This is a genomic window from Halobacillus sp. H74 (assembly GCF_052246715.1).
Taxonomy (GTDB): domain Bacteria; phylum Bacillota; class Bacilli; order Bacillales; family Halobacillaceae; genus Halobacillus; species Halobacillus litoralis_A.
On sequence record NZ_JBQQCI010000002.1, the window covers coordinates 589,873 to 615,347 of the forward strand.

33 protein-coding genes are annotated in these 25,475 nt (G+C 42.3%); 10 read left to right on the top strand and 23 right to left on the bottom strand.

Annotation, left to right across the window (positions count from 1 at the left end; all coding sequences use genetic code 11):
* Positions 1-152: 152 nt before the first annotated feature.
* From ACTWPX_RS06335 to ACTWPX_RS06345, 3 genes are all read left to right on the top strand, one after another.
* Positions 153-1,340 carry a CaiB/BaiF CoA transferase family protein gene (locus ACTWPX_RS06335; RefSeq protein ID WP_443119007.1) on the top strand — a complete coding sequence of 396 codons (1,188 nt, stop codon included), beginning with the start codon at positions 153-155 and terminating at the stop codon, positions 1,338-1,340.
* Between the two features lie 11 nt (positions 1,341-1,351).
* Positions 1,352-2,545, top strand: a complete 1,194-nt coding sequence (locus tag ACTWPX_RS06340) for an acyl-CoA dehydrogenase family protein (RefSeq protein ID WP_443118961.1) — start codon at positions 1,352-1,354, stop codon at positions 2,543-2,545.
* 270 nt (positions 2,546-2,815) lie between these two features.
* Positions 2,816-2,968 (top strand): hypothetical protein, encoded by a 153-nt coding sequence (locus ACTWPX_RS06345; protein WP_443118962.1) that lies wholly within the window; start codon positions 2,816-2,818, stop codon positions 2,966-2,968.
* 65 nt (positions 2,969-3,033) lie between these two features.
* Here the strand turns inward: ACTWPX_RS06345 and uvsE are convergent, their stop codons facing one another.
* Positions 3,034-4,002 carry a UV DNA damage repair endonuclease UvsE gene (gene uvsE / locus ACTWPX_RS06350; RefSeq protein ID WP_443118963.1) on the bottom strand — a complete coding sequence of 323 codons (969 nt, stop codon included), beginning with the start codon at positions 4,000-4,002 and terminating at the stop codon, positions 3,034-3,036.
* A gap of 77 nt (positions 4,003-4,079) precedes the next feature.
* Positions 4,080-4,781, bottom strand: coding sequence for a DUF5694 domain-containing protein (locus tag ACTWPX_RS06355; RefSeq protein WP_443118964.1), 702 nt, complete (start codon positions 4,779-4,781; stop codon positions 4,080-4,082).
* A gap of 279 nt (positions 4,782-5,060) precedes the next feature.
* Between ACTWPX_RS06355 and ACTWPX_RS06360 the strand changes: the two genes are divergently transcribed.
* Complete coding sequence (locus ACTWPX_RS06360) at positions 5,061-5,369, top strand: DUF3243 domain-containing protein (protein WP_128526629.1); 309 nt, start codon at positions 5,061-5,063, stop codon at positions 5,367-5,369.
* 65 nt (positions 5,370-5,434) lie between these two features.
* Here the strand turns inward: ACTWPX_RS06360 and ACTWPX_RS06365 are convergent, their stop codons facing one another.
* The 7 genes from ACTWPX_RS06365 to ACTWPX_RS06395 all read right to left on the bottom strand — a co-directional run bounded on the left by ACTWPX_RS06365 (position 5,435) and on the right by ACTWPX_RS06395 (position 9,992).
* Positions 5,435-5,941, bottom strand: a complete 507-nt coding sequence (locus ACTWPX_RS06365) for a DUF3231 family protein (RefSeq protein ID WP_128526628.1) — start codon at positions 5,939-5,941, stop codon at positions 5,435-5,437.
* Positions 5,942-5,959: 18 nt separating this feature from the next.
* Positions 5,960-6,808: a manganese catalase family protein gene (locus ACTWPX_RS06370; RefSeq protein WP_443119008.1), complete on the bottom strand. Its 849-nt coding sequence runs from the start codon at positions 6,806-6,808 to the stop codon at positions 5,960-5,962.
* A 75-nt stretch (positions 6,809-6,883) separates the two neighbouring features.
* On the bottom strand, positions 6,884-7,588 hold the full coding sequence (locus tag ACTWPX_RS06375; protein ID WP_443118965.1) for a DUF421 domain-containing protein: 705 nt from the start codon (positions 7,586-7,588) through the stop codon (positions 6,884-6,886).
* A 123-nt stretch (positions 7,589-7,711) separates the two neighbouring features.
* Entirely contained in the window at positions 7,712-7,981 is a 270-nt protein-coding gene (locus ACTWPX_RS06380) for a hypothetical protein (RefSeq protein ID WP_443118966.1), read from the bottom strand.
* A 127-nt stretch (positions 7,982-8,108) separates the two neighbouring features.
* Complete coding sequence (locus ACTWPX_RS06385) at positions 8,109-8,558, bottom strand: NUDIX hydrolase (RefSeq protein ID WP_443118967.1); 450 nt, start codon at positions 8,556-8,558, stop codon at positions 8,109-8,111.
* A 241-nt stretch (positions 8,559-8,799) separates the two neighbouring features.
* Positions 8,800-9,090 (bottom strand): hypothetical protein, encoded by a 291-nt coding sequence (locus tag ACTWPX_RS06390; RefSeq protein WP_443118968.1) that lies wholly within the window; start codon positions 9,088-9,090, stop codon positions 8,800-8,802.
* A gap of 65 nt (positions 9,091-9,155) precedes the next feature.
* Positions 9,156-9,992 carry an alpha/beta fold hydrolase gene (locus tag ACTWPX_RS06395; RefSeq protein WP_443118969.1) on the bottom strand — a complete coding sequence of 279 codons (837 nt, stop codon included), beginning with the start codon at positions 9,990-9,992 and terminating at the stop codon, positions 9,156-9,158.
* Between the two features lie 316 nt (positions 9,993-10,308).
* Between ACTWPX_RS06395 and ACTWPX_RS06400 the strand changes: the two genes are divergently transcribed.
* Positions 10,309-10,947, top strand: coding sequence for a FusB/FusC family EF-G-binding protein (locus ACTWPX_RS06400; protein WP_443118970.1), 639 nt, complete (start codon positions 10,309-10,311; stop codon positions 10,945-10,947).
* A 60-nt stretch (positions 10,948-11,007) separates the two neighbouring features.
* Here ACTWPX_RS06400 and ACTWPX_RS06405 read toward each other — a convergent pair whose 3' ends face one another.
* Positions 11,008-11,556 (bottom strand): GNAT family N-acetyltransferase, encoded by a 549-nt coding sequence (locus ACTWPX_RS06405; protein ID WP_443118971.1) that lies wholly within the window; start codon positions 11,554-11,556, stop codon positions 11,008-11,010.
* Between the two features lie 134 nt (positions 11,557-11,690).
* On the opposite strand from ACTWPX_RS06405, the gene guaC reads away from it, so the two are divergent.
* Positions 11,691-12,674 carry a GMP reductase gene (gene guaC, locus ACTWPX_RS06410; RefSeq protein WP_443118972.1) on the top strand — a complete coding sequence of 328 codons (984 nt, stop codon included), beginning with the start codon at positions 11,691-11,693 and terminating at the stop codon, positions 12,672-12,674.
* Positions 12,675-13,016: 342 nt separating this feature from the next.
* Here the strand turns inward: guaC and ACTWPX_RS06415 are convergent, their stop codons facing one another.
* The 3 genes from ACTWPX_RS06415 to ACTWPX_RS06425 form a co-directional block, all read right to left on the bottom strand.
* A complete protein-coding gene (locus ACTWPX_RS06415) occupies positions 13,017-13,211 on the bottom strand; it encodes a hypothetical protein (protein ID WP_443118973.1) in 195 nt (64 codons plus the stop codon).
* Positions 13,212-13,328: 117 nt separating this feature from the next.
* The gene (locus ACTWPX_RS06420; RefSeq protein WP_443118974.1) at positions 13,329-13,778 is read right to left on the bottom strand and encodes an SRPBCC family protein; all 450 of its coding nucleotides are present in this window, start codon (positions 13,776-13,778) and stop codon (positions 13,329-13,331) included.
* A gap of 33 nt (positions 13,779-13,811) precedes the next feature.
* Positions 13,812-14,027, bottom strand: a complete 216-nt coding sequence (locus ACTWPX_RS06425; protein ID WP_443118975.1) for a MerR family transcriptional regulator — start codon at positions 14,025-14,027, stop codon at positions 13,812-13,814.
* A gap of 345 nt (positions 14,028-14,372) precedes the next feature.
* Here ACTWPX_RS06425 and ACTWPX_RS06430 point away from each other — a divergent pair, with 345 nt between their 5' ends.
* Positions 14,373-14,735 (top strand): VOC family protein, encoded by a 363-nt coding sequence (locus ACTWPX_RS06430; RefSeq protein WP_128526617.1) that lies wholly within the window; start codon positions 14,373-14,375, stop codon positions 14,733-14,735.
* 188 nt (positions 14,736-14,923) lie between these two features.
* On the opposite strand, the gene ACTWPX_RS06435 is transcribed toward ACTWPX_RS06430, so the two are convergent.
* The 4 genes from ACTWPX_RS06435 to ACTWPX_RS06450 all read right to left on the bottom strand — a co-directional run bounded on the left by ACTWPX_RS06435 (position 14,924) and on the right by ACTWPX_RS06450 (position 17,158).
* On the bottom strand, positions 14,924-15,364 hold the full coding sequence (locus ACTWPX_RS06435) for a GNAT family N-acetyltransferase (protein WP_443118976.1): 441 nt from the start codon (positions 15,362-15,364) through the stop codon (positions 14,924-14,926).
* A gap of 99 nt (positions 15,365-15,463) precedes the next feature.
* Positions 15,464-15,643 carry a hypothetical protein gene (locus tag ACTWPX_RS06440; RefSeq protein WP_443118977.1) on the bottom strand — a complete coding sequence of 60 codons (180 nt, stop codon included), beginning with the start codon at positions 15,641-15,643 and terminating at the stop codon, positions 15,464-15,466.
* Between the two features lie 14 nt (positions 15,644-15,657).
* Positions 15,658-16,083: a hypothetical protein gene (locus ACTWPX_RS06445; RefSeq protein WP_443118978.1), complete on the bottom strand. Its 426-nt coding sequence runs from the start codon at positions 16,081-16,083 to the stop codon at positions 15,658-15,660.
* Between the two features lie 445 nt (positions 16,084-16,528).
* Positions 16,529-17,158 (bottom strand): flavodoxin family protein, encoded by a 630-nt coding sequence (locus ACTWPX_RS06450; RefSeq protein WP_443118979.1) that lies wholly within the window; start codon positions 17,156-17,158, stop codon positions 16,529-16,531.
* A 141-nt stretch (positions 17,159-17,299) separates the two neighbouring features.
* Here ACTWPX_RS06450 and ACTWPX_RS06455 point away from each other — a divergent pair, with 141 nt between their 5' ends.
* Both ACTWPX_RS06455 and ACTWPX_RS06460 read left to right on the top strand, forming a co-directional pair.
* Positions 17,300-17,806: a peroxiredoxin family protein gene (locus tag ACTWPX_RS06455; RefSeq protein ID WP_443118980.1), complete on the top strand. Its 507-nt coding sequence runs from the start codon at positions 17,300-17,302 to the stop codon at positions 17,804-17,806.
* A gap of 125 nt (positions 17,807-17,931) precedes the next feature.
* Positions 17,932-18,153, top strand: coding sequence for a YuzF family protein (locus ACTWPX_RS06460; RefSeq protein WP_443118981.1), 222 nt, complete (start codon positions 17,932-17,934; stop codon positions 18,151-18,153).
* 121 nt (positions 18,154-18,274) lie between these two features.
* Here ACTWPX_RS06460 and ACTWPX_RS06465 read toward each other — a convergent pair whose 3' ends face one another.
* The 6 genes from ACTWPX_RS06465 to ACTWPX_RS06490 all read right to left on the bottom strand — a co-directional run bounded on the left by ACTWPX_RS06465 (position 18,275) and on the right by ACTWPX_RS06490 (position 23,314).
* Positions 18,275-18,748: a DMT family transporter gene (locus ACTWPX_RS06465; protein ID WP_443118982.1), complete on the bottom strand. Its 474-nt coding sequence runs from the start codon at positions 18,746-18,748 to the stop codon at positions 18,275-18,277.
* 12 nt (positions 18,749-18,760) lie between these two features.
* The gene (locus ACTWPX_RS06470; RefSeq protein WP_443118983.1) at positions 18,761-19,441 is read right to left on the bottom strand and encodes a Crp/Fnr family transcriptional regulator; all 681 of its coding nucleotides are present in this window, start codon (positions 19,439-19,441) and stop codon (positions 18,761-18,763) included.
* A 17-nt stretch (positions 19,442-19,458) separates the two neighbouring features.
* Positions 19,459-19,884 (bottom strand): DMT family transporter, encoded by a 426-nt coding sequence (locus ACTWPX_RS06475; RefSeq protein WP_443118984.1) that lies wholly within the window; start codon positions 19,882-19,884, stop codon positions 19,459-19,461.
* Between the two features lie 70 nt (positions 19,885-19,954).
* A complete protein-coding gene (locus tag ACTWPX_RS06480) occupies positions 19,955-20,416 on the bottom strand; it encodes a tetratricopeptide repeat protein (RefSeq protein WP_443118985.1) in 462 nt (153 codons plus the stop codon).
* Between the two features lie 339 nt (positions 20,417-20,755).
* Positions 20,756-22,270: a potassium/proton antiporter gene (locus ACTWPX_RS06485; protein WP_443118986.1), complete on the bottom strand. Its 1,515-nt coding sequence runs from the start codon at positions 22,268-22,270 to the stop codon at positions 20,756-20,758.
* Between the two features lie 138 nt (positions 22,271-22,408).
* A complete protein-coding gene (locus ACTWPX_RS06490) occupies positions 22,409-23,314 on the bottom strand; it encodes an NAD(P)/FAD-dependent oxidoreductase (RefSeq protein WP_443118987.1) in 906 nt (301 codons plus the stop codon).
* A gap of 248 nt (positions 23,315-23,562) precedes the next feature.
* On the opposite strand from ACTWPX_RS06490, the gene ACTWPX_RS06495 reads away from it, so the two are divergent.
* Positions 23,563-25,119 carry an ABC-F family ATP-binding cassette domain-containing protein gene (locus tag ACTWPX_RS06495; protein ID WP_443118988.1) on the top strand — a complete coding sequence of 519 codons (1,557 nt, stop codon included), beginning with the start codon at positions 23,563-23,565 and terminating at the stop codon, positions 25,117-25,119.
* Positions 25,120-25,475 lie beyond the last annotated feature (356 nt).

Genomic DNA, 25,475 nt, shown 5'->3' on the forward strand with positions numbered 1-25,475 from the left:
TATCTCCTCCTGATGCCGCATAAGATGTGATGTAGCCCAAAGAGGACATCCCTCTCCTGCACCCGATTATGATCGTTGTTCCCAAGCCAGTCGGATTCATACATCGTATGGGTTCTTCTGGCTTTTTATATAGAGGAAGGATGTGAGCGATGTTGACGGCCGCATTAAAAGGAATCCGTGTGCTCGATTTGACCCGTGTACTTGCCGGTCCTTATTGTTCGATGATCTTAGGGGATCTTGGTGCTGAAGTAATTAAAGTGGAAGCTCCTGGCGGAAGTGACGAAACGAGGAACTGGGGACCTCCGTTTCAAGAAGAAGTGAGCGCCTATTACTTGTGCGCTAACCGCAATAAAAAAAGCCTTACCGTGAATTTGAAAACAGAAGCAGGCAAAGAAATCATTAAAAAACTAATCAGACAGAGTGATGTTGTCCTTCACAACTTTAAAACCGGCACTATGGAACGACTCGGATTAGCTTATCCTGAACTGAAAAAGATCAATCCTGGGATTGTCTATTGTTCCATTACCGGCTTTGGTGAGACAGGCCCTTACCGCCACCTTCCGGGTTATGACTTCATCATCCAGGCAATGAGCGGTTTGATGAGCATAACCGGTGATGAAAAATCAGGTCCGCAGAAATCAGGTATCGCGATTACGGATGTGTTAACTGGATTATATGCCTGCATAGGAATTCAAGCGGCATTGCTCGAGAGATCCTTTTCCGGAACCGGACAGAAAATCGATTTGTCCCTTTATGACTCAGCTGTGAGTTCTCTGATCAATATCGGCAGCAATTACTTGATGACAGGTAAAGTGCCAGAACGTCTCGGAAACCATCACGCCAACATCGTTCCCTATCAAACATTCCAAACAAAAGATGGCGAGATGGTCATCGCAGTCGGCAATGACAAACAGTTTGCTTCTCTGTGTGAGATCATAGGTCAGCCTGAGTTAGCCCATGAGCCCCGGTTTCAATCAAATTCAGGACGAGTGGCGAACCGCAAGGAACTTTCTTCCCTTTTGCAAGAAGCTTTCAATAAAGAGACAACGGCGATGTGGAAGAAGAAATGCCAGAAGAGCAGCATACCCTTCGGACCGATTCAGCATTTGGATGAATTAAGATCGGACGAGCAGTTACAGGCACGCGACATGTTTGTCACTGCCCACCATCCGAAAGCAGGCGAAATCGGCATGATAGGAAGCCCGTTAAAATTATCTCGGACCCCAGTACAAATGAAAACTCATCCTCCTGAGCCGAGTGAACATACAGATGAAATTTTGCTGGTTTTAGGTTATTCACGAACAGAGATTGATCGTTTAAGGAAAACGAACACGATTTGAGGAGTGATACGATGAATTTCGAATTGAGCGATGAACAAAACATGCTAAGAAAGACAGTCCGGGATTTTGTGGACAAAGAGGTGATGCCATATATCGGTGGCTGGGACGCCAACGGCCATTTTGATAAGGCGACCTTACAAAAGCTTGCGCAGTTAGGATTAATGGGGGTTTGTATACCGGAAAAATACGGCGGGAGCGGCATGGATTACAATTCATTAGCGATTGTTTGTGAAGAACTTGAGCGTGGAGATACAGCCTTTCGCACCGCAGTTTCTGTCCACACAGGTCTGAACAGTATGAGCATACTTCAATGGGGCACAGAGGCACAAAAGCAAAAATACCTTGTTCCCCAGGCCAAAGGAGAAAAAACCGGAGCCTTCGGGCTGACCGAACCAGGAGCAGGTTCTGACGTAGCTGCTTTACAGTCGACCGCAAAACCAGACGGGAATCATTATATATTGAACGGGCAGAAAACGTGGATTTCCTTATGTGACACTGCTGATCATTTTCTGGTGTTCGCCTATACCGATAAAAGCAAGAAACACCATGGCATCTCCGCATTCATCGTTGAACGGAGGTGGGAAGGCTTTTCTTCAAAAGCGACTAAGGGGAAACTCGGTATCCGGGCGGGAAATACCGGAGAATTGTTCTTCGATCATGTGAGAGTCCCTAAAGAGAACCTGCTGGGGAATGAAGGAGATGGATTCAAAATTGCCATGGCATCTCTGGATAACGGCCGCTTCACTGTGGCCGCTGGTGCATGCGGACAAATTATGGCTTGTTTAGAAGCAAGCATCGAGTATTGCCATGAGAGAAAAACCTTCGGCAAAGAAATAGGCAGACATCAGCTTGTCCAGCAGATGATTGCAAAAATGGAAGCAGGTTTACAGATGAGTCGGCTGCTCGTTTATCGTGCTGGGGATTTAAAAAATAAAGGCATACGCAACACCAGGGAAACTTCTCTCGCAAAATGGCAGGCATGTGACTTCGCAAACCAGGCTGCCGACGATGCTGTCCAAATTCATGGAGCTTATGGTTATTCGAATGAATATCCCGTAGAGCGTTATTTACGGAACTCGAAAGCCCCTGTCATCTATGAAGGTACAAGAGAAATCCATACGATCATGCAAGCGGAATATGTGCTTGGTTACAGAAAAGATAAGCCCTTGGACCGGATGCTTCCTGCATGGAAATCGAGCCCTTAATTGAGGGAGACTTAGTTTCGAGTCTTAAAAGAGAACCGGGGCTGCAGGGAATGACTCGCTTTTCGCGGGAGTACGCTGAGCCTCCTCAGGTACTTTAGCGAAAGCCTGAGGAAGCTCACTGCGCTCCCGCGGAAAGCGACTCATTCCGAGGTCACTGAAGAACTGCATCTTTTTGAGTTAGGCATCAAATAAAGAAGCCGAGTTGGACGCTTTTATCGTCCAACTCGGCTTCTTTTAATGGACCACTTTTGATTCCACGATGAGCGTTCGGTGGTGACGCCTGCGGGAACAGCACGAGCCGAAGATCCACTTGGTCAAGTGATCTTATTGACCAAGTTAGCTGAGGCCGTGCCCGCGGCAAGCATCCACCGACAAGCATTTCGTGAGAAGCAACATCAAACATCAACAGCTCCTCTGGATTGAGAGGTGTTTTTCAGTGGCCTCACTCATTCCCCGACGACCCGGTACACTTATCCAACATCTCGAAATTAATTCTTCCAGATAAATGAGCTGTCAGAGCGCATTTCTATGTTTGGGTGCTCTCGCAGCTTTCCGACTAACTGAAACAAGGCTCCATCCTTTTTCTTCGCTTCAATCATACAATCGATTTGCTCTGTCGATCCATTGGCATTTCTTACAAAATCCAAAAACATTTCAAGGTCAACATAGTCTGCATGGCTTTTAAATTCACTTTCATTCTTCGGACTTGATATGTGCATTTTCAGCGGCAAAGGTGAGTGTGACCATGTAGAGACGACGCGACTCCAGGAAGTGGTCCAGTCTTCCCCTCCATCGTTCGCTAGATGGTGATGAAGATCGAATACGAGCGGAATATTCAGTTTTTCACATACATACAGACCATTTCCCAACGTGTAAGAGGTATCATCATTTTCAATCATCACCATTTTTTGAATGCCTTGAGGAACGAGCGACCAATTATCTATGAATCGTTCGAGTGATTTCTCTGTATTTTGATAGCGTCCCCCCAAATGAAAAACACAGCGATGGGTCGGGTCGATTCCCATATGATGGAGCAGAAGGTAATGGTATTTCAAGACAGCCATTGATGTTTTGAATATATTTTTATTTGGAGAATTGAGGACGACAAAATGATCAGGGTGAAAATCAAGTCGCATCTCATTTTCCCTTGCAAAGGTGCCTAATTCCCGCAAATCCTCTTTAATAGCAGCAAGATAGTTCCAGTCCTCCAGCTCTTCGTGGGTAGCAAGGGGAATTAAACGCGAACTCAATCGAAAAAAATTGATATCATAAGCTTTATTATGCTTCAGTAAACGCACACAGTTCTGAATATTGGATTTAGCGATTCTTTCCAGCTTTCTAAGGGCTGCCTCCCGATCCTGAATTTGTTCGAATTTCTTATACGTCAATGTTTGAGATGGGGAAGCGTTTTGCAGGTTGACACTCATTGCTACATACCCAAGCCGAAACAACGTCATGTTCTCATCCCCCCGTACATTTTTTCTTAGTGTTGGCGATACGCCGAGAGTTATGTACTAACATCTCGAAGTTGGATTTATGTTTTTTGTAAATAATCGGTAGCTGGGAGAACATCAAAGCATCCGCTTTCCTTCAAAAGTTGCGATAATATATGAACATGCTCATGGCAGCCGACAATCATCAATGTACGATCTGTTGGTTGTTTTGTTATCTCTGCTATATTCGAATATATGATTAAATTCCTTTGATACCAGCATCTTACCCAGTCGATCCCTATATATTCTTTGTCCTTACCGATCCTGGTGATAGCCAAATTCAACTCATGTTCCTTTTTCACACTCTCCTCTCTATTACAATCATATATGTGACGATCGATTCTCTTATCCTTTAGTTCAGTTTTCTCCTTTGTTAGATAGGCTTCTTCTATGTATTCATATAAATCCGGTTGATTGAATTCAGCCCATTTAAGTACATTTCCTATTCCTCTATTTCCCACTGTGCCCATCCAATCCACAGTATAAACTTCAGAGTGCCCAAGCTGCTTAGCCAATGGAAAACCGATCTGTTGCACTTCATTAACTTCAGCTTCCAGATCCGCATGTATGTACTTTTGATATTCTTCATTCAGCATTTGATTATTTTCTTTGATGACTTCAACAGCGATACGATTCGGTTTGAATTGTTCGAGCGAATCGATGACCTTTTTGATTTCCCTTTGTTTTGCAGCCGAAAATACATTTCCTGCATCCGGAGCTACTAAATCCGTGGTGTGCCTCATATGAAATGTCCCTACTATCATTACTTACGGCTTTGGCATACACAAATGCTCCCTTTTTTATTTCCACTGAAAGGGTGCTTTCCGAACTTTTTTGGAATTTTTTACATTTCAAGCATATCACATATTTTTCATTCGAAATAGAACAGGGCATGTAGAGGGGATTTTAGTGAAATACGACCAATCATTCAAAAACATGTATTGAAAACGTTTGATAACTTACATCAAGTGATACATGTATTATATGGCAATCATCATCAATAAAGATATAGGAGGAAAATAATGAGTACTCACGATCCAAAGAACTTTGCCGCTCAATTGAGCGAAGATAAAAAAGACGATATTCTTAACAGTTTTTCATCATTCAAAGATTATCTGGGTGACAAAGTCCATAAAGGGGAAAAACTCGGTTTAGGAGAAGAAGGTTTAACTAAAGGCGCCAAGCGAGTCGGCGACTATCTGGCCGATCATGAGGAACCTCGAAACCGTGAGGAAAAAGTTCTCAATGAACTGTGGAACGTTGCTAATGAAGAAGAGCGCAAGCACATTGCTCATGTTCTGGTTAAATTGACAGACGAAACCAATAAATAATAATCCAGGGTCCTGCTTTTTATAAATGCATGGACCCTGTTTTTATTCCTATTTTTGGCCAGTATTCAATCTTTTTTGGATTTGTGCATTGGAGGTAAAACAACCCAGCCTTTTTCCTTATTCAGACGCAAAACTTTGGCCCCTGCTTGAGCTTTGTTCATATGGAACTGCCCGAATAGGATAGCGATATCTTCACGGAGCGCTCCGCCCATTGCCTGGCTGCAGGCGACTAAGCCTTGAGCTATATCACTGGAAATAATGGCACTGATCTCCGGATCATTCAAACGAGCTCCTACAGGAATATCCTCTACATCAGCTACAGAACGCTCTGGCGGAGAAGGGGGTAATACCACACCATTAGCTTTTAGGATTTCTGCTACTTCTTTTGTTTCCTGTTCAATCCCACGAGCCAATTCTTCAAGGAGACGTTTCAACTCCTGATCCCCAGCATGATTATAAAACGTTTGGTAACGTGCATGTGCGCCTTTGGAAACACTTAAATAACTCCATAAACTAAAGACTTCACCGTAGTGTAATGGTTCTTTTTGTTGACTTCCAGACATAATACCCATTTTTATCATCTCCTGTTTTTAGTGATTCATTTCAGCAGGTCCACCGTCACTGATGGGCGGCGTGCCATGCATATATGGTGGTGATGGATTCAGCTGTGGTTTCTGCCCGTTAGCTTCAGGCTGCTGGACATAATTGAAATTCGCTTTCCCATCCATCGAAGATCCACGAGCCCATCTACCTGTCTTGCTTTCTTCTCCCTGAGAGAAATTCATAAACGAGTAGGCTACATCTGAAATTTCATGTTCAGGACTGAAGCTTGAAGGGACAACTGCACCTTGACTCTCTTCAAGTTCCTCGATTGCTGCCATCCATTGATTCTGATGCATCTTATCTCTTGCAATAAGAAAAGAAAGCATATCTCTCACGCCGGGATCTGTGGTCATTTCATATAGACGGACAACCTGGAGCCTGCCTTGAGTTTCTGCATTCAAATTCGCTCGGAAATCAGCAAGTAAGTTGCCACTCGCAATTGTGTAGCGGGCATTCCACGGGTAGCCAGCACTATCATTAGGCTGCGCACCCAGTCCATTAACAATGGCATGCTGTGGGTTCATCCCCCCTAGAACAGCACCGATTGCAGGGTCCATGGCCGCTTCTTCCTGATCATTTACAGGGGCACCATCTAATAATTGCGCAATCATTGTCGCAATCATTTCAACATGGGCAATCTCTTCGGTCCCAATGTCCAGCAGCATATCGCGATATTTTTCATTTCCACGACAGTTCCAGCCCTGAAAAAGGTACTGCATCATAACTGACATTTCCCCATACTGTCCCCCGAGGATTTCTTGTAGTTTCTTTGCATACACAGGATCGGGTTTTGAAGGCTTCGCATTGTACTGAAGTTCTTTCACATGGAAGAACAGTGTTATAACCTCCCTTTTCATCATTTTTAAGCACATGAATTATTGTGACCAAATGAAAGAAAATTATTTAACACTTTATTCGTCAGACGAAAAATCAATCTTGTCCTTTTTGGTATCGATGTATAATTCATCAGTCGCAGACAATTGTGCTACAATGACGTCTGTCAAATCACTTATCCCGCGCTGCTTCAATTGATTCTTCAGCCATGACTCATCTTTTCCCATAGACTTGAGACTGTACGGGAGGACGTTCCCTTCTATCATCACAATTTGAGGTAGACCCGCAGTTTTTTTGATTATATTCAAGTCCTGTTGAGTGATAGTCTGTCGGCCGGCCTTCTTCAGGACACTCACCGAACCATCCGTCTCCAACACTGCACTCTCCACATCAGAAAAATGAAAGACATTTTTCTTCCTCAATTGAATCAACAATTCATCGACAGTAAACCGCACTTTTTTCATGCCATTTTCTAAAACTTTTCCATTGTCCATTAAAACGGTCGGTTCACTATTGAAGACCTTTCTCAGATGAAAATTTTTCAAACACAAAACATCTATGAGGAACACAAGAAGTGCAAATAGAATAAGCCCGAAAACTCCTTTTCCCAGAGATACATTCACTGAAAATGTCAGGGTAGCTGTCATCGAACCAAGAGTGATCCCAGCCACAAAATCAAAAAACGTCATTTGGGAAATCAATTTCTTATTTAATACTCGCGCCAAAAAATATAACGTACTGAATAATACTAAGCCTCGGCTTAAAACCTCTAAGTAACTCATAGGATTCTCCTCCACAAAAGTCAGGTGAACTTATCTTTTGCCTGACATGTGGGATTATCCATTAGAGTCTTGTACGTGCAGGATATTCATAAGAATTTCTGGCACCACAAAAAAGAAGAAAGCTCATGAATGGCTTTCTTCTGGTTGAGGTAAATATTTTGTAAAGTAAGCACCTGACAAAAATGCGAAGCCCAGGATGAACCAGGTGACCATGCCCCCGAACTCAAATAAATATGAAGCTAATGCCAAAACAGGTGCAAGCAAAAATACGGTTGGTGTCACATAACCTTTCCATCCATGGGGATTATCCTGATTCTTCCTTCTCTTCATCAGAATATAAAAATAACCTCCAACTAGTGCAACAGTTGTGATGATCATTAACACTTCAAGCAATGCTCTCCCACCTTTCGAAAAAATATGATCGATATCCAATTATCACTTTTCATATACAAACTGACGTTTAGGAGCAGACATCCATAAAACGAAAGCTGATTTACACGTCTAGCCATCTTTATTGTTCCTACCTCTGAAGGTAAAGGTAAGGGGCTATGTAATCTTGGTACTCCTTTTTCAAATTGGAAGGGAGACGGTAAGCAGGGAAAAATGATAGTCCAATAGATTCTTTGGGGTCTGGGGAAAGCTCCCCATCAATTTCTTTTGTCATATATACCGCTGTTACAGAGTATAGTTCATCACCATTATCCACTTTAAAGTGGTAAACTTCGCCCGAAAATATATCAAGCAGCTGCAAAGAACCGATCCTGAGACCTGTTTCTTCTGATACTTCTCTTCTCGCCGTTTGTTCAAGACTCTCACCAAGCTCCATCAGACCACCCGGCAGTCCCCACCCGCCATCAGTACGATGTTGCAATAGAATTTCACCGTTTTCATTGATTATGATAACGACAGCGCCAGGCAATATCAAAGGACGGTGGCCGACGAGCCTTCTTAATTCTCTAACATAATCCATGTTTAGCCTTCTCTCATTCTCTTTGTGTCATGTTCGCCTTCGCCTAAGCGATGTAACAGAAGAGGAAATCCATCCTTCCGCCTGTAAAGAGATACATTTGCCTTTCCAACGCTTCAGAATTCGAACATTCCAGCGTAAAGAAACACAATATCGTTGAAAAGCGATTTCTTGCCATGAAAACTGATTTTCCACTTGAAGAGGATAAAGCATACAAGCTTGCCCATGCCTCCTCCCTCCTGAATCAAGGAAGCATGATGAAGCCAAGTAAAAAAACACCCGCTACATAAAATCCTATCAAGGAACCCCATGAAAGTTGTTTTCTCAAAATAGGAAGCGATAACCTCATATACCGGAACAGGATGTAAATGACGAGAAACACAACCCCATAACCAAGGTAATTCCAACTATCTCCCAACAAATGGTCCATTACATTATGGATCACTGTAAATAAAAGCATAAAAAGGAGGAACCACAGTTCCTTGAATTTCGAGAAATTACTCTTTGGCCCTGGCTGCTTTGAATCTTGCTGCATGTCTTTGACCCCTTTCAAAATAAAACGCTTGCATATCAACGTTACTTTACCACTCCCATATAATACTAGTCAAAAGCACGGGCTATTATGGCTTTGAAATGAGCTGGCTCTTCCAAGTGAGGATAATGATTGCTGTGCTCGAATACGATCAACTCAGCACGTGGAATATATTCTGCCATTTCTATCGAGTATGGGAGTGGACATTGGACATCATGCTGTCCACATACAATTCTTGTCGGAACATCAATCAACTGCAGCTTCCTCGTTACATCGAATAAATGCAATTCCCGCGCAAAGAAACTCATGCGAGTGGCTGACATTGTTTTTTCAATATTTTTGTTGAATATTTCTTTGTAGAGATCAGGTCTATATAAAGAAAGTTTCGTTCTTTCTATAGTCAGTGTTTTCCTTTTTTTATGTGATAAATCCGATTTTTTCAATTTTTCTATTAAATCCTGCATGGTTTTGAAATCGGGGTGATTTTCATTATATATACATTGCGGTGAGAAAGTCATATATTCCCTTCCTGCAGCACTGACGATGAACTGAGCATCTATGCTTTCCGAGAAGTAAATCGAGTAAACCACTCCCAATATTCCACCAGTCGAATGGCCAGCAAAACTCCACCGCTCTAAACCGGTCGTTTGACGGATCGCCTCAAGGTCTAAAACTGTTTCAAGAAGGCTTAATTGATGGGGGGAATGCGCTTGTTCAGATTCGCCACATTCTCTCAAGTTGATTAAATAAACCTTGTAAGTACTTGTGAAACAATCAGCGAAATAATCACCTGTCTCGTTAAACTCTGAATAAAGATGAGTGACGGCGAGGGGCGGCCCCTGCCCTTTCACGAACACTTCAAATTTCCCACGTTCTGTATGAATAAGCTGCTGTGTCCACGACATCCAACCTACTCCTTCCTATCCATTTAAACAGTCATAATAAAGCGAATCAGTATCTTCCATGCCTTCTTTACGTCTGATTTCTTCCAAACGTTTCATCAAGCCTCCATAATGATAACGGAATATACCCGTTTCGCTCATTCCATTTTTTCTGTAACTATGGTTTATTTAAATGCTTCCACAATTGGTTGAAGATAATCCTCAAGCTTATGGTTCATGGAAAAAATCATTAGTGACTGAGGATGGATTCTAAAGAGTTGATAGGTATCAGAAGCTCTGGAATAATAGAATTACAAACTACAAGAACGGAGGTATATAAATGGATGCATTCATCCGTGTGGATCAATATCATTTTATAAAAGATCAAGCTCATAACCTGTTGAATGGACACATGACGACAAACGACTCTGCCGTGACGCAAGCTTTGAAGTCGATTACCTACGAAAAGGTTCTCGACCTTTTCACAGAGCTTACTAATGAACAAGATCAGCTCATCTCCCAGGTCCAACAAGTGCATGATGAAACAGACGCCATCCTCTATTTTTCACGATTAAAACAATATGTCGTTCCATTTCCTGAATTAACTGAAGACCATATAAAAGAACTTTTCCCCAAAATAAAAAAACTCATCGTCCCGTCCCTTGCTGACATAGATTGGTCTGAAACCTCTTACATCAGCTGGAATGACCTTGGTGCCAACCGTAAGTACATTGTGGCTTATATCGATGGTAAACTTGAAGGTATCATCGGTCACTATCACCCATCGCGGCAGAAAAGCATTTGCACGATTTGTCATGATTACGAAAAAGTCGGTTTGTTCACTTCTACCATTAGTGGCCGCTTAAACGAAGAAACTATCTCTCGAGGTAACTATATATGCCATGACAGCAATAAGTGTAATCAGAACCTGAAGTCAAAAATTAACCTTAAAAAATTCGTCCGGCACATGCAAGGATAAATTAAACCATCCGCTTACCAGAGCGGATGGTTTTTTAATTGATTGTATAAAAGCAACGCTTCACTTTTGTTCTTTCCATTCAGAAGCTAACATTCCGTACACGATATGATCGACATAATGATCGTACAACCATTCTCCTTGTCTAATCCGACCTTCCTCTGTGAAACCTAGACGTTCGGGGATAGCACGACTTTTTTCGTTCTCCTCAGCAGCTCGTATTTCCACACGGTTCATCTCCATCTCTGAAATAGCATACTCCACTAACGCTGTAACTGTACGTGTCATAATCCCTTTCCCTTGAAATTCCGCCCCCAGCCAATAGCCGATTTTAGCAACATTGTTCGTATGATCCAGTTCGTTAAAGCCTGCGGTCCCTGCTATTTCTTCCTTAAAAAGAATCAATGCAGTCAAACTTTTGTTTTCGGTAAATCCTTTCCTGCCAAAATTTATGAAAGACTTTGTATCCTCCAGAGTTTTCGTACCATCCACCCATGGCAGCCATTCCCTTAAGGTTAATCGTGAGTTGTCTGTCAATGAAAAAAGAGCAGCAGCATCCTTTTCTTCTGGCAGCTTCAAAGACAATTCATCATCAATTTTATGTAGAAACATCTTATCTCCCCCTTCTATTCACCTTTCATTTTACCATCTTATTTTGACACTTAGGTAAAATTAGTGTAGATTACTAATGTACGAACATTTCAAACAAAACACAAATTAATCATTCGTATTTAGGGGTGTATCATATGGAAAATGTATTTGATTACGAAGATATACAGTTAATTCCTGCAAAATGTGTCGTAAGCAGCCGGTCTCAGTGTGATCCGTCTGTCACTTTAGGTGGGCACACATTTAAACTTCCAGTTGTCCCAGCTAATATGCAAACCATTATTGATGAGTCAATTGCCATAGACCTTGCCGAAAACGGTTATTTTTATGTAATGCATCGTTTTCACCCGGAAACACGTCAGCATTTTATTCAAAACATGAAAGCACGTCAATTAATATCCTCGATCAGTGTCGGGGTCAAACCGGAAGAATACGATTTCATTCAACAGCTTGCCGAGAAAGATTTAAAGCCTGAATTCATCACAATAGATATTGCTCACGGACACTCGCAGGCGGTAATTGAAATGGTCCAACATATCAAAAAATCCTTGCCGGAAACATTCGTTATCGCTGGAAATGTCGGCACACCTGAAGCTGTACGTGAATTGGAAAACGCCGGAGCAGACGCTACGAAAGTGGGAATCGGCCCAGGTAAAGTATGCATCACGAAAATCAAAACAGGTTTCGGTACCGGTGGCTGGCAGCTAGCCGCTTTACGCTGGTGTGCGAAGGCAGCAACCAAGCCGATAATTGCCGATGGTGGCATCCGAACCCATGGTGATGTAGCGAAATCGATTCGTTTCGGTGCATCAATGGTTATGATCGGATCCCTCTTTGCCGGTCACGAAGAATCACCTGGGGAAACCGTTGAAAAAGAAGGAAAGTTAGTTAAAGAATATTTCGGCTCTGCTTCTGAATTTCAAAAAGGTGAAAAGAAGAATGTAGAAGGTAAGAAAATGTATGTCGAACACAAAGGCTCCTTAAAAGATACCTTGAGTGAAATGGAGCAAGACCTGCAGTCAGCTATCAGTTATGCAGGCGGCGCCGAGCTTGATGCCATTCGTCACGTAGACTATGTAGTCGTAAAGAATTCCATATTCAATGGGGACAAAGTTTACTAATGAACAAATGCGTAAACGCCTTGTTTTATTGAAAAAAAGGAGCCGACCTCGTAACCCGGGTGGCTCCCTTTTTGTCTCAGATAAAGAAGAATATACTTGAAATATTATCCTGTTCAACTTCATATACAGCACTGCCTGTGAAGAGAGCTGGTTCTTTATAGAAGTGAGTATAAGGTGAAGCTTGAGAGCCGTCACTTTCCCTCATTATTCAGAAACTTGACGACCTCCTCAAAAGAGGTTGTTTTAAGAGCGAGCCCTTCTTGGTTGAACAGTAAATAAGCAGGGGCCGATTTTACTTCTATTTGTGGATAGGCTTTATTGAAACCTTCCACTGAATCCCTATTAATGATTGGATTCACATTGCGAGCTCCCTTTTCTTCCAAATCCCCCCCATACCACATTATCGCCTATGGATACGAGTGTATAATGCCCCGTTTCCTCTGGTATAAGCTCTGGATAATATTTCGCCACGTCATCTTTACTGCTCGCGCACGCACACAAAAACATGAAGGCGACAAGCCATAACCATTTTTTCATTGGAGCCCCCGTTGTAAGATCAGACTTTTCCCAATAAGTAACCTGATAAGAAATAGTACGGCAAGTGATTAAGTTCAAACAAGCAACGTTTCATAAAAACTTGCAGTCAGATACTTTTTATATTTTAGCTTCCTGATCGACACGATTCAGAAATTCCTGGACCACTTTTTCATTGCCTTTTTTATTCGCAAGCTTCATCATCGCTTTCCCCACAAAATTCACACCTTTGTTTTGACCGGAATAAATCAGCTTCGTGCGGTTTTCATCTACTTTTTCTAAAGTGAATGAAGCTGTGACTTGGAACGCTTTCCCAATGATGAAGGTGATTGTTTTTTGTTTCTTTTCGGGTGAGTCTTCATAGGCAAGGGTTTCCACTGTATACGTTTCAAGCCGTTTTCCCTCCCGGTATGTTTGTCTGTGTAATGCACCGACTTCGGTCTCACTCTTTTCAATCAGTACATGTTCCTCAACTTTCGGCATGATCCGTTGAATGTTCCGGTCTGCAAAAAGTTCCCAAACCTGTTCAATATTCGCATCTATGATTTTTTCCTCTTCCCAATGAATCATTCTACGTCCTCCTTCCCTGATTTCAAAAACTCATCAATTTCTCCCATTCGAGATCATCTCATGGATTGTGAAACCGAAATCCCGCAGTTTCCCTAACAAAAGTGCCAGGAAGAAGCTGCCATCATCATAATAGCGGTAATGATTATCCGGATTAATATAGGCCGGCTCCAGTAATTCAACTTCCGCATAGTAACGCAGAGTTTCTTTACTCAACCCGGTCAGTTCTGCAAATTCGCTGATTTTGTACATGGCCCTTCCTCCCAGTTCTATAATAAACCTTGGGGTGCACCACAGAGTCAACCTGGATATTGCTCATAAAAGCAGCACATTCGCTTTCAGTCGGCCCCTCATAATTTAGGACAAAAAGAAATGGACTCAGGAAGTCCAACGTAAACACATATCTTTAATCGTACAATCCTCAGCTCTCTGGTTACCCCTGACATACTTTTCGTATTTGGCTTATGTAATCTCGCCATCTATACACGTAACCATGCATTTTACATACTTTTCATTGTAAAAGTATGAATTTTCATACAATGACTACTTTTCCATGGTATGGTAGATATAGGGAACATTACAAAGGAGTGAATTCTGTTGCATAGCCCTATCCTGAACGAGTTGAACACGACATTCGTACCAGTGAGTGATTTAAAAAGAGCTGTAAAATGGTATTCAAAGTTGTTAGGAAAAGAGTATGATTTGGAGAAAGTCACCCCACCTATCTACAACCTGCCTATGAATCAACATACGGGTGTACTCCTTGATAGCGGCCTTGAATATGTCATACCATCACCAAATCCACTATTCAACTTTCATGCTGAAGACATCGATGAAGCTTACCGTTACGTGCATGACCTCGGTTACGAGATTGTAAGAGATATGGAAAAATATGACGACATCGCTTTTTTCAATATCAAAGATCCGGATGGTAATATCGTGATGGTCTGCAATGGTTAAAGCATAAAAGCGCAAACATCTTGTTCACCCCTGCAAGCTTAAGACCCCACTCACCGTATTTTTAAAGAAAAGGGACAAGCGAACCTATTGCAACTCCGAACTGCCCCACACCGTCCCGGGACCAAGACCTTAAGGGAGGGGAGGCGCTCCCCCCTCTTTTCCTTCTTTTCTATCACTCCAATATTGTATCATGTGCTGCCCCAGGTCTTTCGGAATACATAACTTACTTTGTCATAATCCATTTTTTCTTCATAGAAACGATGAGCCTCCGTACGGGACAACCCTGAAGAAAGTGCTACACTTCCATAGCCCTGGTCCGCCGCCCACCTTTCTACATGACTGATCAACTTTTCTCCATAACCTTTCGAACGCTGATCAGAACTTGTGACAAGGTCACAAATCCAAACGTAACGCCCGTAATATAAGGTGATCATCGGTTTAAAACCTGTAACTGCTACAATTTCTTCCTCTACAAACAGGGCAAACATTTGATAGCGATCTTTAGTCATGGCTTCCAGCACCAGACATTCATACTCCTCTTCCGTCAAATGCGTACGCAATTCATTCATAATTGGAAACGCCGAAAGAACATCCTCTTCTGTGGTTAATTCTTTCACTTCCATCTTCATTTACTTCACCTGCTTCCTCAAACATTTTTTGAGCCATTCAATCGGACAAAAAAGTTAAGTGCATTTCGAGTTGAATTACAGCTTTCCTCTATAAAAACATTAAAGAGCGATACCAATATAAATCACCACTGCTGCGATAACGAAGCTAGTCAGGAACAGCCCCTTCTGAAAGCGGGGCCATTTCTTCATCCAACCCCAACGCTTCCGGTCAACATCGAACCAAAGGTAATCAAGGGTTACACTGATAAGGATGATGATAAGGATAATCAATGGATTCATATGATTCCTCCTATTCACTCGTACACTTTTACAGTCACTGTCCCAAAGTAATCGCCGCCAATGTAGGCATCCAGCAGCCATATGCCACTCTCAGGCAGACTCATTAATGATGGTATGTGAGCATCCGCTGTATTGTTCGGACCGCTTAATGCATCGACCTGAAGAACCTTTTTTTCCTGCCCTGTTTTTTCGTGAGTGGCTTTCACCAATAACGAACCATCCAGTTCACTTGATTCGCCCCAAAAATGCCACATATATTTTTGGTCCTTTCCTGCGTAGAAGGTGGATTCTATAAACCCGATTCGCCCTTTGTCTCCAAGCATCTTGTAAGAACCTGCCTCAAAAGTTCCATCTACTGTTCCCTTATCCTCTTGATTCAGTGGGGCGTTTTGACAAGCAACCAGAAAAATAAGCAGCAAAAGTAAGCCGAACTTCTTCATAGAATTCCTCCTAAGCCATTCGTTTCAATTCCGATCGCTCCTTTTGCTCTGACAACGCTTTCTGCTTCTTTACATAAATTCGATAAGTCCCTCTGCCCTTCCTTCATCTCCCGCTCCAATTTCACGTTTAAAGGCTTGAATGGAATGAAATTTTCGCTGTATATATGTATGTTCGACCAACTTCTTCTGCCATACTGGGTGAGTGATATCTATAGCAAAAAATCATGACTCCAGACATCCTTCAATCCCCATGTATATCCTTTTGATGGATTGCTTACTTCTTCCTACCACTATACCAAAATTTGGTTGATCATTCTGGTAATCTTCCAAAAAGAAGACAATTTTTATAACGCATGGATTGTGACTCGTCTATTGTTCTCCAGGCTCATTTTACCTGAAGAAATTTTAAAAAGCGGGCCAAACATTGACCCGCTTTTTAAAATTCTTATTCATTTATCGTATTTCCAACTGCCGGAATAGGATTTTCTTTGAAAAATCTGGCTAAATGCAACGTATTATAGGCAAGCATTTTGATATGCTTCTGAGTAAATTCATTTTCTTCTCCTTCCTGCTCCAAATAGGAAGGGCCGGGACCTGCTTCTCCAACCCAGTAGGCATCTGCGTTTGGCGGGATGACGAAACCAATATTGGACATGCCGTACAGGACAGAGGCTGCGGCATGTTTCGCCCCATCTTCATTTCCTGTGATAATGACGCCGCCTACTTTATTATAAAAAATCGACTGCCCTTTCTCATTTGTTTCACTGCTGCTTCCGTATAACCGTTCAATTGCGATTGATGAGAGACTACTCTTTTCTCCTAACCAGAGGGGAGTACCAATAAGCACAATATCCGCTGCTTTCACCTTTTCAAAAATCCCCGGCCATTCATCCCCTTCTCCAAGGTCTGCACTGATTCCATATGGGATATGATAATCGGAGAGACGGATGATTTCCGTTTCAGCGCCCTCTTTTTGGAAAATCTCCACAACTTTTTCTGCAAGTCCTTCTGTATTGGATGTTTCCCCGGAATTCTTCAAGGATGCGTTCAAAACTAATGCTTTTACTGCTGACATGTTTGTACCTCCTTTGATGAAAACATTCCCATTTTCTTTTGCTTTCAATCTCACTTAAAAGGAAGTCAGCTTAGAAAAATATTTAATTTGTCGAGAAAGAGGGTATGGGATGTCATAAACAAAAAAAGGAAGTGTTGATTGATGACGACATTCAAATTGAATCAAGATGCTCCAGATTTCAAACTGCCGACTGTAGCTGGTGAGATATTCAGCTTTACTGACATCCTGGAAGAAGGCGGGGATAAATGGAATTTGATCGTTTACTTCCGTGGCTCCTGGTGTCCCGCTTGTATGAGCGAACTGGATGAATTCAATGAAAGTATGAGTTATTTTGAGAAACAAAACGTTCGCTTGATCACCGTGACCCATGAGAACAAAGAAGATTTAGAAAAAATGATGGAGAAGCATGATTTCACCTTTCCTGTACTGCTGGATGATCAGCTTGAATTCACATCCAGCTATGGTGTCCATTACCATGATCAGCAAGCACCTTATGAGGACCACGGCACACATGCGGAACCTGCTTACTTTTTGACAGATGAGAAAGGAAAACTTCTTTATCAACAAAGGCAGACAAGCCCGTTCGGTCGTCCTCATCCAAATGAAATACGCAAAATCATTCAATATATTAAAAAGAACCTGAAATAGCTGCCCAGCGGGTTTCCTTTATTGGAAACTCGCTCTTTTTTCCTGAAATTAATAGAATTGATTCATCATTATTTCGAATTCTATACATATATATTTAGTAGATTACCAGTGGAGGAGCTGACCGAATGAACTCTCATAACACTTGGAAGAACTCAGCTATCGATCCGTATGTGTACCAAACACTCATCTCGATCCACGGAAGCTCTGCTGTCGTGCAAACGACACAAGGTTCTGTGAGAGGATTATTAAAAACGGTGATGCCGGACCATATAGTAGTCGAAGTAACGGGCACTCCTTTTTATGTACGGACTGATCAGATCATCTGGGCGTTTCCTGATCAAAGATAGTATGGTTCAAAGATGATTATGGAAGAGTTCTCATTAAGCGGAGGAAAAGCTATCGTGCACGAGGTTTCTCCTCTTCTTCATTACTCCATTCATCAAACGAAGCGTGGCCTCCTTATTGAGGTCACGCTTCTTTGGCAAGTTCATTCTTCTTTTCTTCGGACGGGTGTTTTTCTAATTTATACACGAGTACCCCGGCAATCAGGAAGGCAATCCCGAGGAGTTTGTTCAGAGAAAGCGGAGCAGACTCAAAACCGAACAACCCGATTGTATTAATTACGAAGGCGATCACTATTTGAGAAATGAGAGCAATGGATATGGCATAAGCCGGGCCGATCAAAGTTACTCCCCGCATTAAGCAGAATACGATGCCGACACCGAACACCCCGCTGAATAAAAAGATTTTGTTTACATCTCCGAACTGAAACAAGCTCGTTTGTTCAACTGAATAAAAAATAGGCAAAGAACAAATCAATCCGAGACCAAGCACAAGAGTTGTCGTCGCCCATGCGCCTGTCTTCTCACTTACCCTCGCGTTAAAAACGTTTTGCAAACTGATTAAAATCCCCGCCACGATAGAAAATAAAGCGCCGGTCATAGAGCCACCTCCTCATTCATAAATGTTTCCATTTGCCAATACACGCAAATCTGCTAAATGCTTGATTTTTATAGAACCATTCGCTCTGTCTATGATTCCATCTGCTGCCATTTTCTTAAGTACTCGATTCAAATGCCGATAGCTCGTTCCGATCCATTCGGCAAGTTCTGTTAAATTCTCTGTCCGCATCTCTTCATGAAAAACGGTTCCTTTCCCGTCAGAGGAAATCGAGAGAAGATAGCTTGCTAAACGGACTTCCACGGGGTAAAGCATATGCATGCTCGTGATATGGGATTCGGCATAAAACTTCTGAGCTACTGTTTCAAGTAAAAAACGGATGTATGGGGGATGTACTTTTTCAATCTCTTGCAATTCTTCAAAAGAAATTGCAAGCATCACCCCATCCGCGACGGCTTCAACAGAGTTGAGCACGGCACTCCCTTTCACATACTCGACATCACCGATGACTGCGAGGGGACGTTTGAAGCGATTGATTAATGACTTCCCTTCAGGAGATGTCGTATAAATTTTAATTTTACCTTCAACAAGAAAGAACATCTCATCCAGTTTATCCCCGATTGTACAAATAGTCTCCCCTTTGCTAAACCGATACATCTTCAACCGGTCTTTGAAGTTGGGCGGAAATAGATACTCCAGTTCATATTCTTGCAAGTATTGCCGTATTTCTTTCATTTTTACTTACTCCTTCGTTACAATTGGAAAAGAATGACGCCAAGAAGCATCATTGTAATACCAAGTCCTTGCTGAAAAGTGACCGGCACTTTCTTTTCGCCGAATAAACCTTTGGATTCAATTACGAAAGCCGTTCCGATTTGAGCAACCAGTAATATTGCTATCGCCGAGGCAGGACCGATCATGTGAATGGCTGTCAATTCAGAGAATACAACGACTACTCCGAATGTGCCCCCGATTAAATAAAGAAAAGGTACTGATTTAAAACTTTTCCCTTTCTTGTCTCTGACTTTCATATAAATAAGAAATGAGATCGAAAAAGCGACCAAGTGGACGATTGATGTCGTATGCCAGCCTCCGATTTCATCACTCATTCTGGCATTGAAGATCCCCTGCATCGTGATACACAGTCCTCCAAGCAGTGAAAATAAAGCACCTTTCATCTCTTATCCTCCTATTCCTTCTCTTATTAAAAAGGATAAGCGCCGACCACGAAAGGACATATGTCCTAACCTACTTCAATTCTTTTGCGTAGTGCGTTAGGGCACGTTTGTACTTATGTAAGTCTTTATCTTCCAAGCATTCAATCAACAAATCCAGAAGGACAGAGTATGCTTGCTCAGGATGGTCCTGATGAAAAAGGGTCAATGACTTAAATACTTGGATAGGAGCATATTGCTGAAACTGTTGCTCGCCCATTTCAAAGACTCCCAATGAAAGCTCATATTCTCCAAGGACTTGGTATGTGCTTCCTAAACATACATAGGCATCTTTCAAGTATTCATCAGGTAAACCGAGTTCCATCGCTTTTTGATAATAACCGACAGCCTCCTCTTCATCTCCCATCGCATCATGCGTCTGTCCACACTCGAAATGGAGAAGAGCATCGTTCGGAAAGGTTTTTGTCAGCTCTATAAAACGGTTCCGCGCAGCGCTCATTTTCCCCTCTTTCCTAAACTGCCGTGCTTGTTCCATATTCATCACCTCCTCCTTACTATACCTTATCTTTTTTCCGCAAAATAAAAAGATGCTCTGCAATCTGGACCACTGAAAAATCCTTCTCAATCCAGAGGAACTGTTAATGTTTGTTGTCGCTTCTCACGGATCGCTTGTCGGTGGGTGCTTGCCCAGGCGTCACCCCTGAACACTCACCGTGTAATCAACAGTGGGTCACCTAAAAAGAGAAACTCATGGAGGAGTGGGGCCCGAATGTTTCATCAAAATGATAAAAGAAGCCGAATGGACGATAAAATCGTCCAACTCGGCTTCTTTATTTGATGCATAACTCTAATGTTGCAGTTCTTCAGTAGCCTCCTAGAAATAAGCGCCTTTTTCCTTATTTTTTGCTTTACTGCGTTTTACACGTTTTTCTAATGTCTTTTTCAAATCTTCTTTATGTTTATCTTCTACAAGAATGTACAAGAAGTCTCCAGCATGGATTTCAGTTTCCCCATACGGAGTGATGACTTCATTATCCCGAATGATAGCGCTGATGTTAGCACGGTTCGGGAAGCTTACATCACGTAATTTTTGCCCGACGACAGCTGATTCCTGGTTGGTTTGATACTGAATCATTTCTGCTTTGGCATTTCCCATTGATATCAATTCAATCGAATGGTGCGGGACGTCTTTTTTCGGACCCACAAGTTTCATTTTCTTAGCTACTAAGGATATTGTAGAACCTTGTACTAAAGCGGATGTCAGCACGACAAAGAATACAATGTTGAACAATGCCTGACTGTTTTCCAAACCTTCAACGATGGGAAACGTCGCTAACACGATCGGCACAGCCCCCCGGAGTCCTGCCCAGGATATGAATAACTTTTCTTTCACAGAGTAATTCATTTTGATTAACGACAGGAAAACTGCTATCGGCCTTGCAATAACGATGAGAACAATCGATAAGAGCAAACCATTGAGCATGATAGGAGCGGAAAATAACTCCCCAGGGAAAACAAGTAAACCTAGAATGACGAACATGAGGATTTGCGCCATCCAGGCAAAACCTTCATTAAATTGGAAAATGGAATAGCGATAAGTCAATTCACTATTTCCAATCACAAGGGCGGCGACATACACACCAAGGAAACCACTACCTCCTACAAAAGCCGTGACTCCATAGGTTGCAAGAGCAAAGGCCACAGATAATAGAGGATAAAGAGCACTTGAATCCAACTTGATGCGGTTAATTGAGAAGGAAGCGATTTTACCTAAAATAATTCCTATTATGATTCCCAATCCCATTTGCAGGAAAAAAGTGGGGATGAGGAACCAGACAGAAGTACCCTCTGTAGTGATCAGTTCGATCAATGATAATGTCAAAAAGACTGCCATTGGATCATTGGTTCCGGACTCTGCCTCTAAAGTCGCTCCCATTTTTGCTTTGATGTTCCTCTCTTTCAATGCAGCAAAAACTGCTGCTGCATCTGTAGAACCTACGATTGCCCCAAAGAGAAGACTTTCTAAAAGGGTGAAATCAAACAAAAGATAGGAAGCTAAACCTACCATCAGGGATGTGAGTAAAACGCCAAAGGTAGCTAATGAAAGGGAAGGGACAGCTACTGCACGCACGGTATCCCATTTGGTATGTAAACCACCTTCAAATAAGATGATGACAAGGGCGAATATCCCGATCGTTTGAGCTGTGCCGGCATCGCTGAAATAAACGATCCCTAACCCGTCACTACCAAAAAGCATTCCAACCAAAATAAATAGAATCAACGCCGGGATGCCCCAGCGACTTGAGAATTTAGCCACAAAAACGCCACTGAATAATAATAAAGCTGTAAGTAATAAGAATGAATCTGTACCAAAAGCGTCAGAAAACATGGATATATGGATGCTCCTTAAAGTTCTGTATAAGTCCTTACGAGGAAGATGAAGGAAAATTACTGCTACCATTAAGATTATAGTAAAAAAACTATAAAATCAAAGCAGACGTCTTTGCTGGCACCTCTGTTAGGTGTGTCACTTTTGTACTTTTCTCATCAGCCACTTATGAATCCAAATTGCCGCTTGTGCTCCCTCTCCCATGGCAGCGGTTACCAGTTCAGAATGCACTGCGGCATCCCCGGCCGCCCACAATCCATCAATATTGGTCATTTTCGTCCGAGAATCAGTAAATAAATGGTTTTTATCATTTGTTTCGGCCCCTAAGGAATCAGCCAGCTCTGACTGTACTTGATTCCCGCCAAAGGCCAAGAACCCTTTATCAGCCTGGAGGACCTGACCACTATCTGTCTTGATGCCTTGAAAAACCCCATCATTATGAAGCACTTCATGGACATCAATTTGTTGCACAGATATGTGGTTTTCCTGCAATTGTCCTTGCATTTCAAGTGATATTTCCCCTCTGCCATGGTTGATAAAAGTCAAATCTTCACTCCAATAAAGTAAGGTGATTGCCATATGAGCACCTGCATCCCCTGAGCCGAGCACGAAGGTTTTTTTATTAGTAATTTCGTATCCATCACAATCGGGACAAATATACAGCGAGAGGCCGAGGCACGGTTTAATACCAGGAATATCAGGGATATGATCCTTCACCCCAGTAGCTACCAGGAGAGTCAGGCTTTTATATATTTGCCCGTGATCCGTTTCAACGACGAACACATCTCTACTTTTATGAACCCGGATCACTGTTTGAGTACTTCTGTTCACACCGAACTTCTCTGCATGCTGGAAACCTACCTTACGTAATTCTTCACCACTTACTCCCTCAGGAAAACCGAGGATATTGTTGTACTGACGACAAAGCGAGGATCTGCCTTCTCCCGCATCGATCACTAAAACACTTCGGTGATAACGCCCTAACTGAATGCTAGCTTGGATTCCGGCTATTCCGCCTCCGATAATGATACAGTCCATCGTCATTCCCACCGCTCCTTTTTCTCTTACCTTCTCCTGTTCTGTGGTGTTTTACCCCTCATTTCTCCTGCTTTTGTGAAAATGACCTGGGACCTGGTGCATTTCATACCAGGTATGGACACAGGGAGGATTGTGCTATGAAATATCTTCCCCCGGACAAGCTACATTTTTTTTATGTATATCCCTATCACTTAACGCTTAAGACCTATATAATGAATGAAGATGAATATACAGAAAGAAAAGGTGTTAAATAAATGAGCTTACTTACAGTAAAGAACTTGAGCCACGGTTTCGGAGATCGCGCGATTTTCGATGACGTGTCTTTTCGTTTGTTAAAGGGTGAACACATCGGACTTATCGGAGCTAATGGCGAGGGTAAGTCAACGTTCATGAATATCATCACAGGAAAATTGGAGCCCGATGCCGGCAGTCTCACCTGGTCTAAACGTGTCCGGATCGGATATTTGGATCAACATGCAGATTTAAAACAAGGCATGACGATCCGCGATGTTTTACGTACCGCTTTTCAATATTTGTTTGATATGGAGCAGGAAATGAACGGTCTTTTTGCTGCAATGGGAAGCGTTGAGCCAGATGAGTTGGAAAGATTGCTTGAAGAAACAGGAGTTCTGCAGGATGCTCTTACAAACAATGACTTCTATACCATTGATGCAAAAGTCGAAGAAGTCGCAAATGGCCTGGGACTAGATGAAATCGGTCTCGATCGCGACGTCCATGATTTAAGCGGCGGGCAGCGTACAAAAGTACTGCTTGCGAAACTGCTTTTAGAAAAGCCGGATATTCTGCTTTTGGATGAGCCGACTAACTATCTTGACGTAGAGCATATTGAATGGTTGAGAGCCTACCTTCTTGATTATGAAAATGCTTTTGTTCTCATCTCCCACGACATACCGTTTTTAAATAGTGTCGTCAACTTGATTTATCATATGGAAAATCAGGAACTGACTCGTTACCCTGGTGATTATGACGAATTCCTGCGCGTTTATGATATGAAGAAACAACAACTGGAATCCGCTTATAAAAAACAGCAAAAAGAAATCGCTAATTTAAAAGACTTTGTTGCCCGTAACAAAGCGAACGCAGCAACAAGCAAAATGGCGATGAGCCGTCAGAAAAAACTCGACAAAATGGATGTCATCGAGCTTGATGCTGAAAAGCCTAAACCTCAATTCAACTTCAAACAGGCGCGTACTCCAGGAAAGTATTTGTTTGAGACGAAGGACTTAGTCATCGGTTATGACGAACCATTATCCAGACCTCTCAATTTGTCTATGGAACGGGGACAAAAGGTTGCCTTATCAGGAGCCAATGGAATCGGAAAAACGACATTACTGAAGAGTATCCTTGGTGAAATCCAGCCTGTTTCAGGTTCCGTTGAACTAGGTGATCACCTTCATATCGGTTATTTCGAGCAGGAATTGAAAGAAATCAGCAATCACACCTGTATTGAGGAAGTGTGGGAAGAGTTCCGGCATTTCACTCAGTATGAAGTGCGTGCAGCTCTTGCTCGCTGTGGTTTGACCCGTAAACACATCGAGAGTAAAGTACAAGTGCTGAGCGGTGGAGAAAAAGCAAAGGTACGCCTATGTAAGCTGATCAACAGGGAAACCAACTTACTCGTATTGGATGAACCGACAAACCACTTGGATGTTGATGCAAAAGCAGAACTGAAACGCGCATTGAAAGAATATAAAGGAAGCGTCCTCCTCATTTCCCACGAACCTGAGTTCTACGAAGGGATCGTTACGGATGTTTGGAACTGTGAGGACTGGACAACGAAAGTATTTTAAATGTTGAAGAGGCTGGATAAAAGAATTCCCCCTAGAAAACCCGAACAATATGTTCGGGTTTCTTTATGAATAAATTAAAGCCTATGCCGCTCCGGCAACATCTGATTTATTCTACACTATTGTTTGTCTTTTCCTGTGGCTGTTATAGTTTTGACCCATCCTCTTTCCTACGATTAGTCAAGTATAGGCTGATAAGGAGTTGCTTCTTATTTTTTTCCATAGGAAATAGACCTCAGTTGTTTTACTTTTTTACTGAGGTAGGTCGTTCATGGTAAACTATAATTACTGGTCCATAGAGACCGCATACGAGTAATCGTACTTTGTATTTTTCCTGACCATGGAGAAAATACATTTTA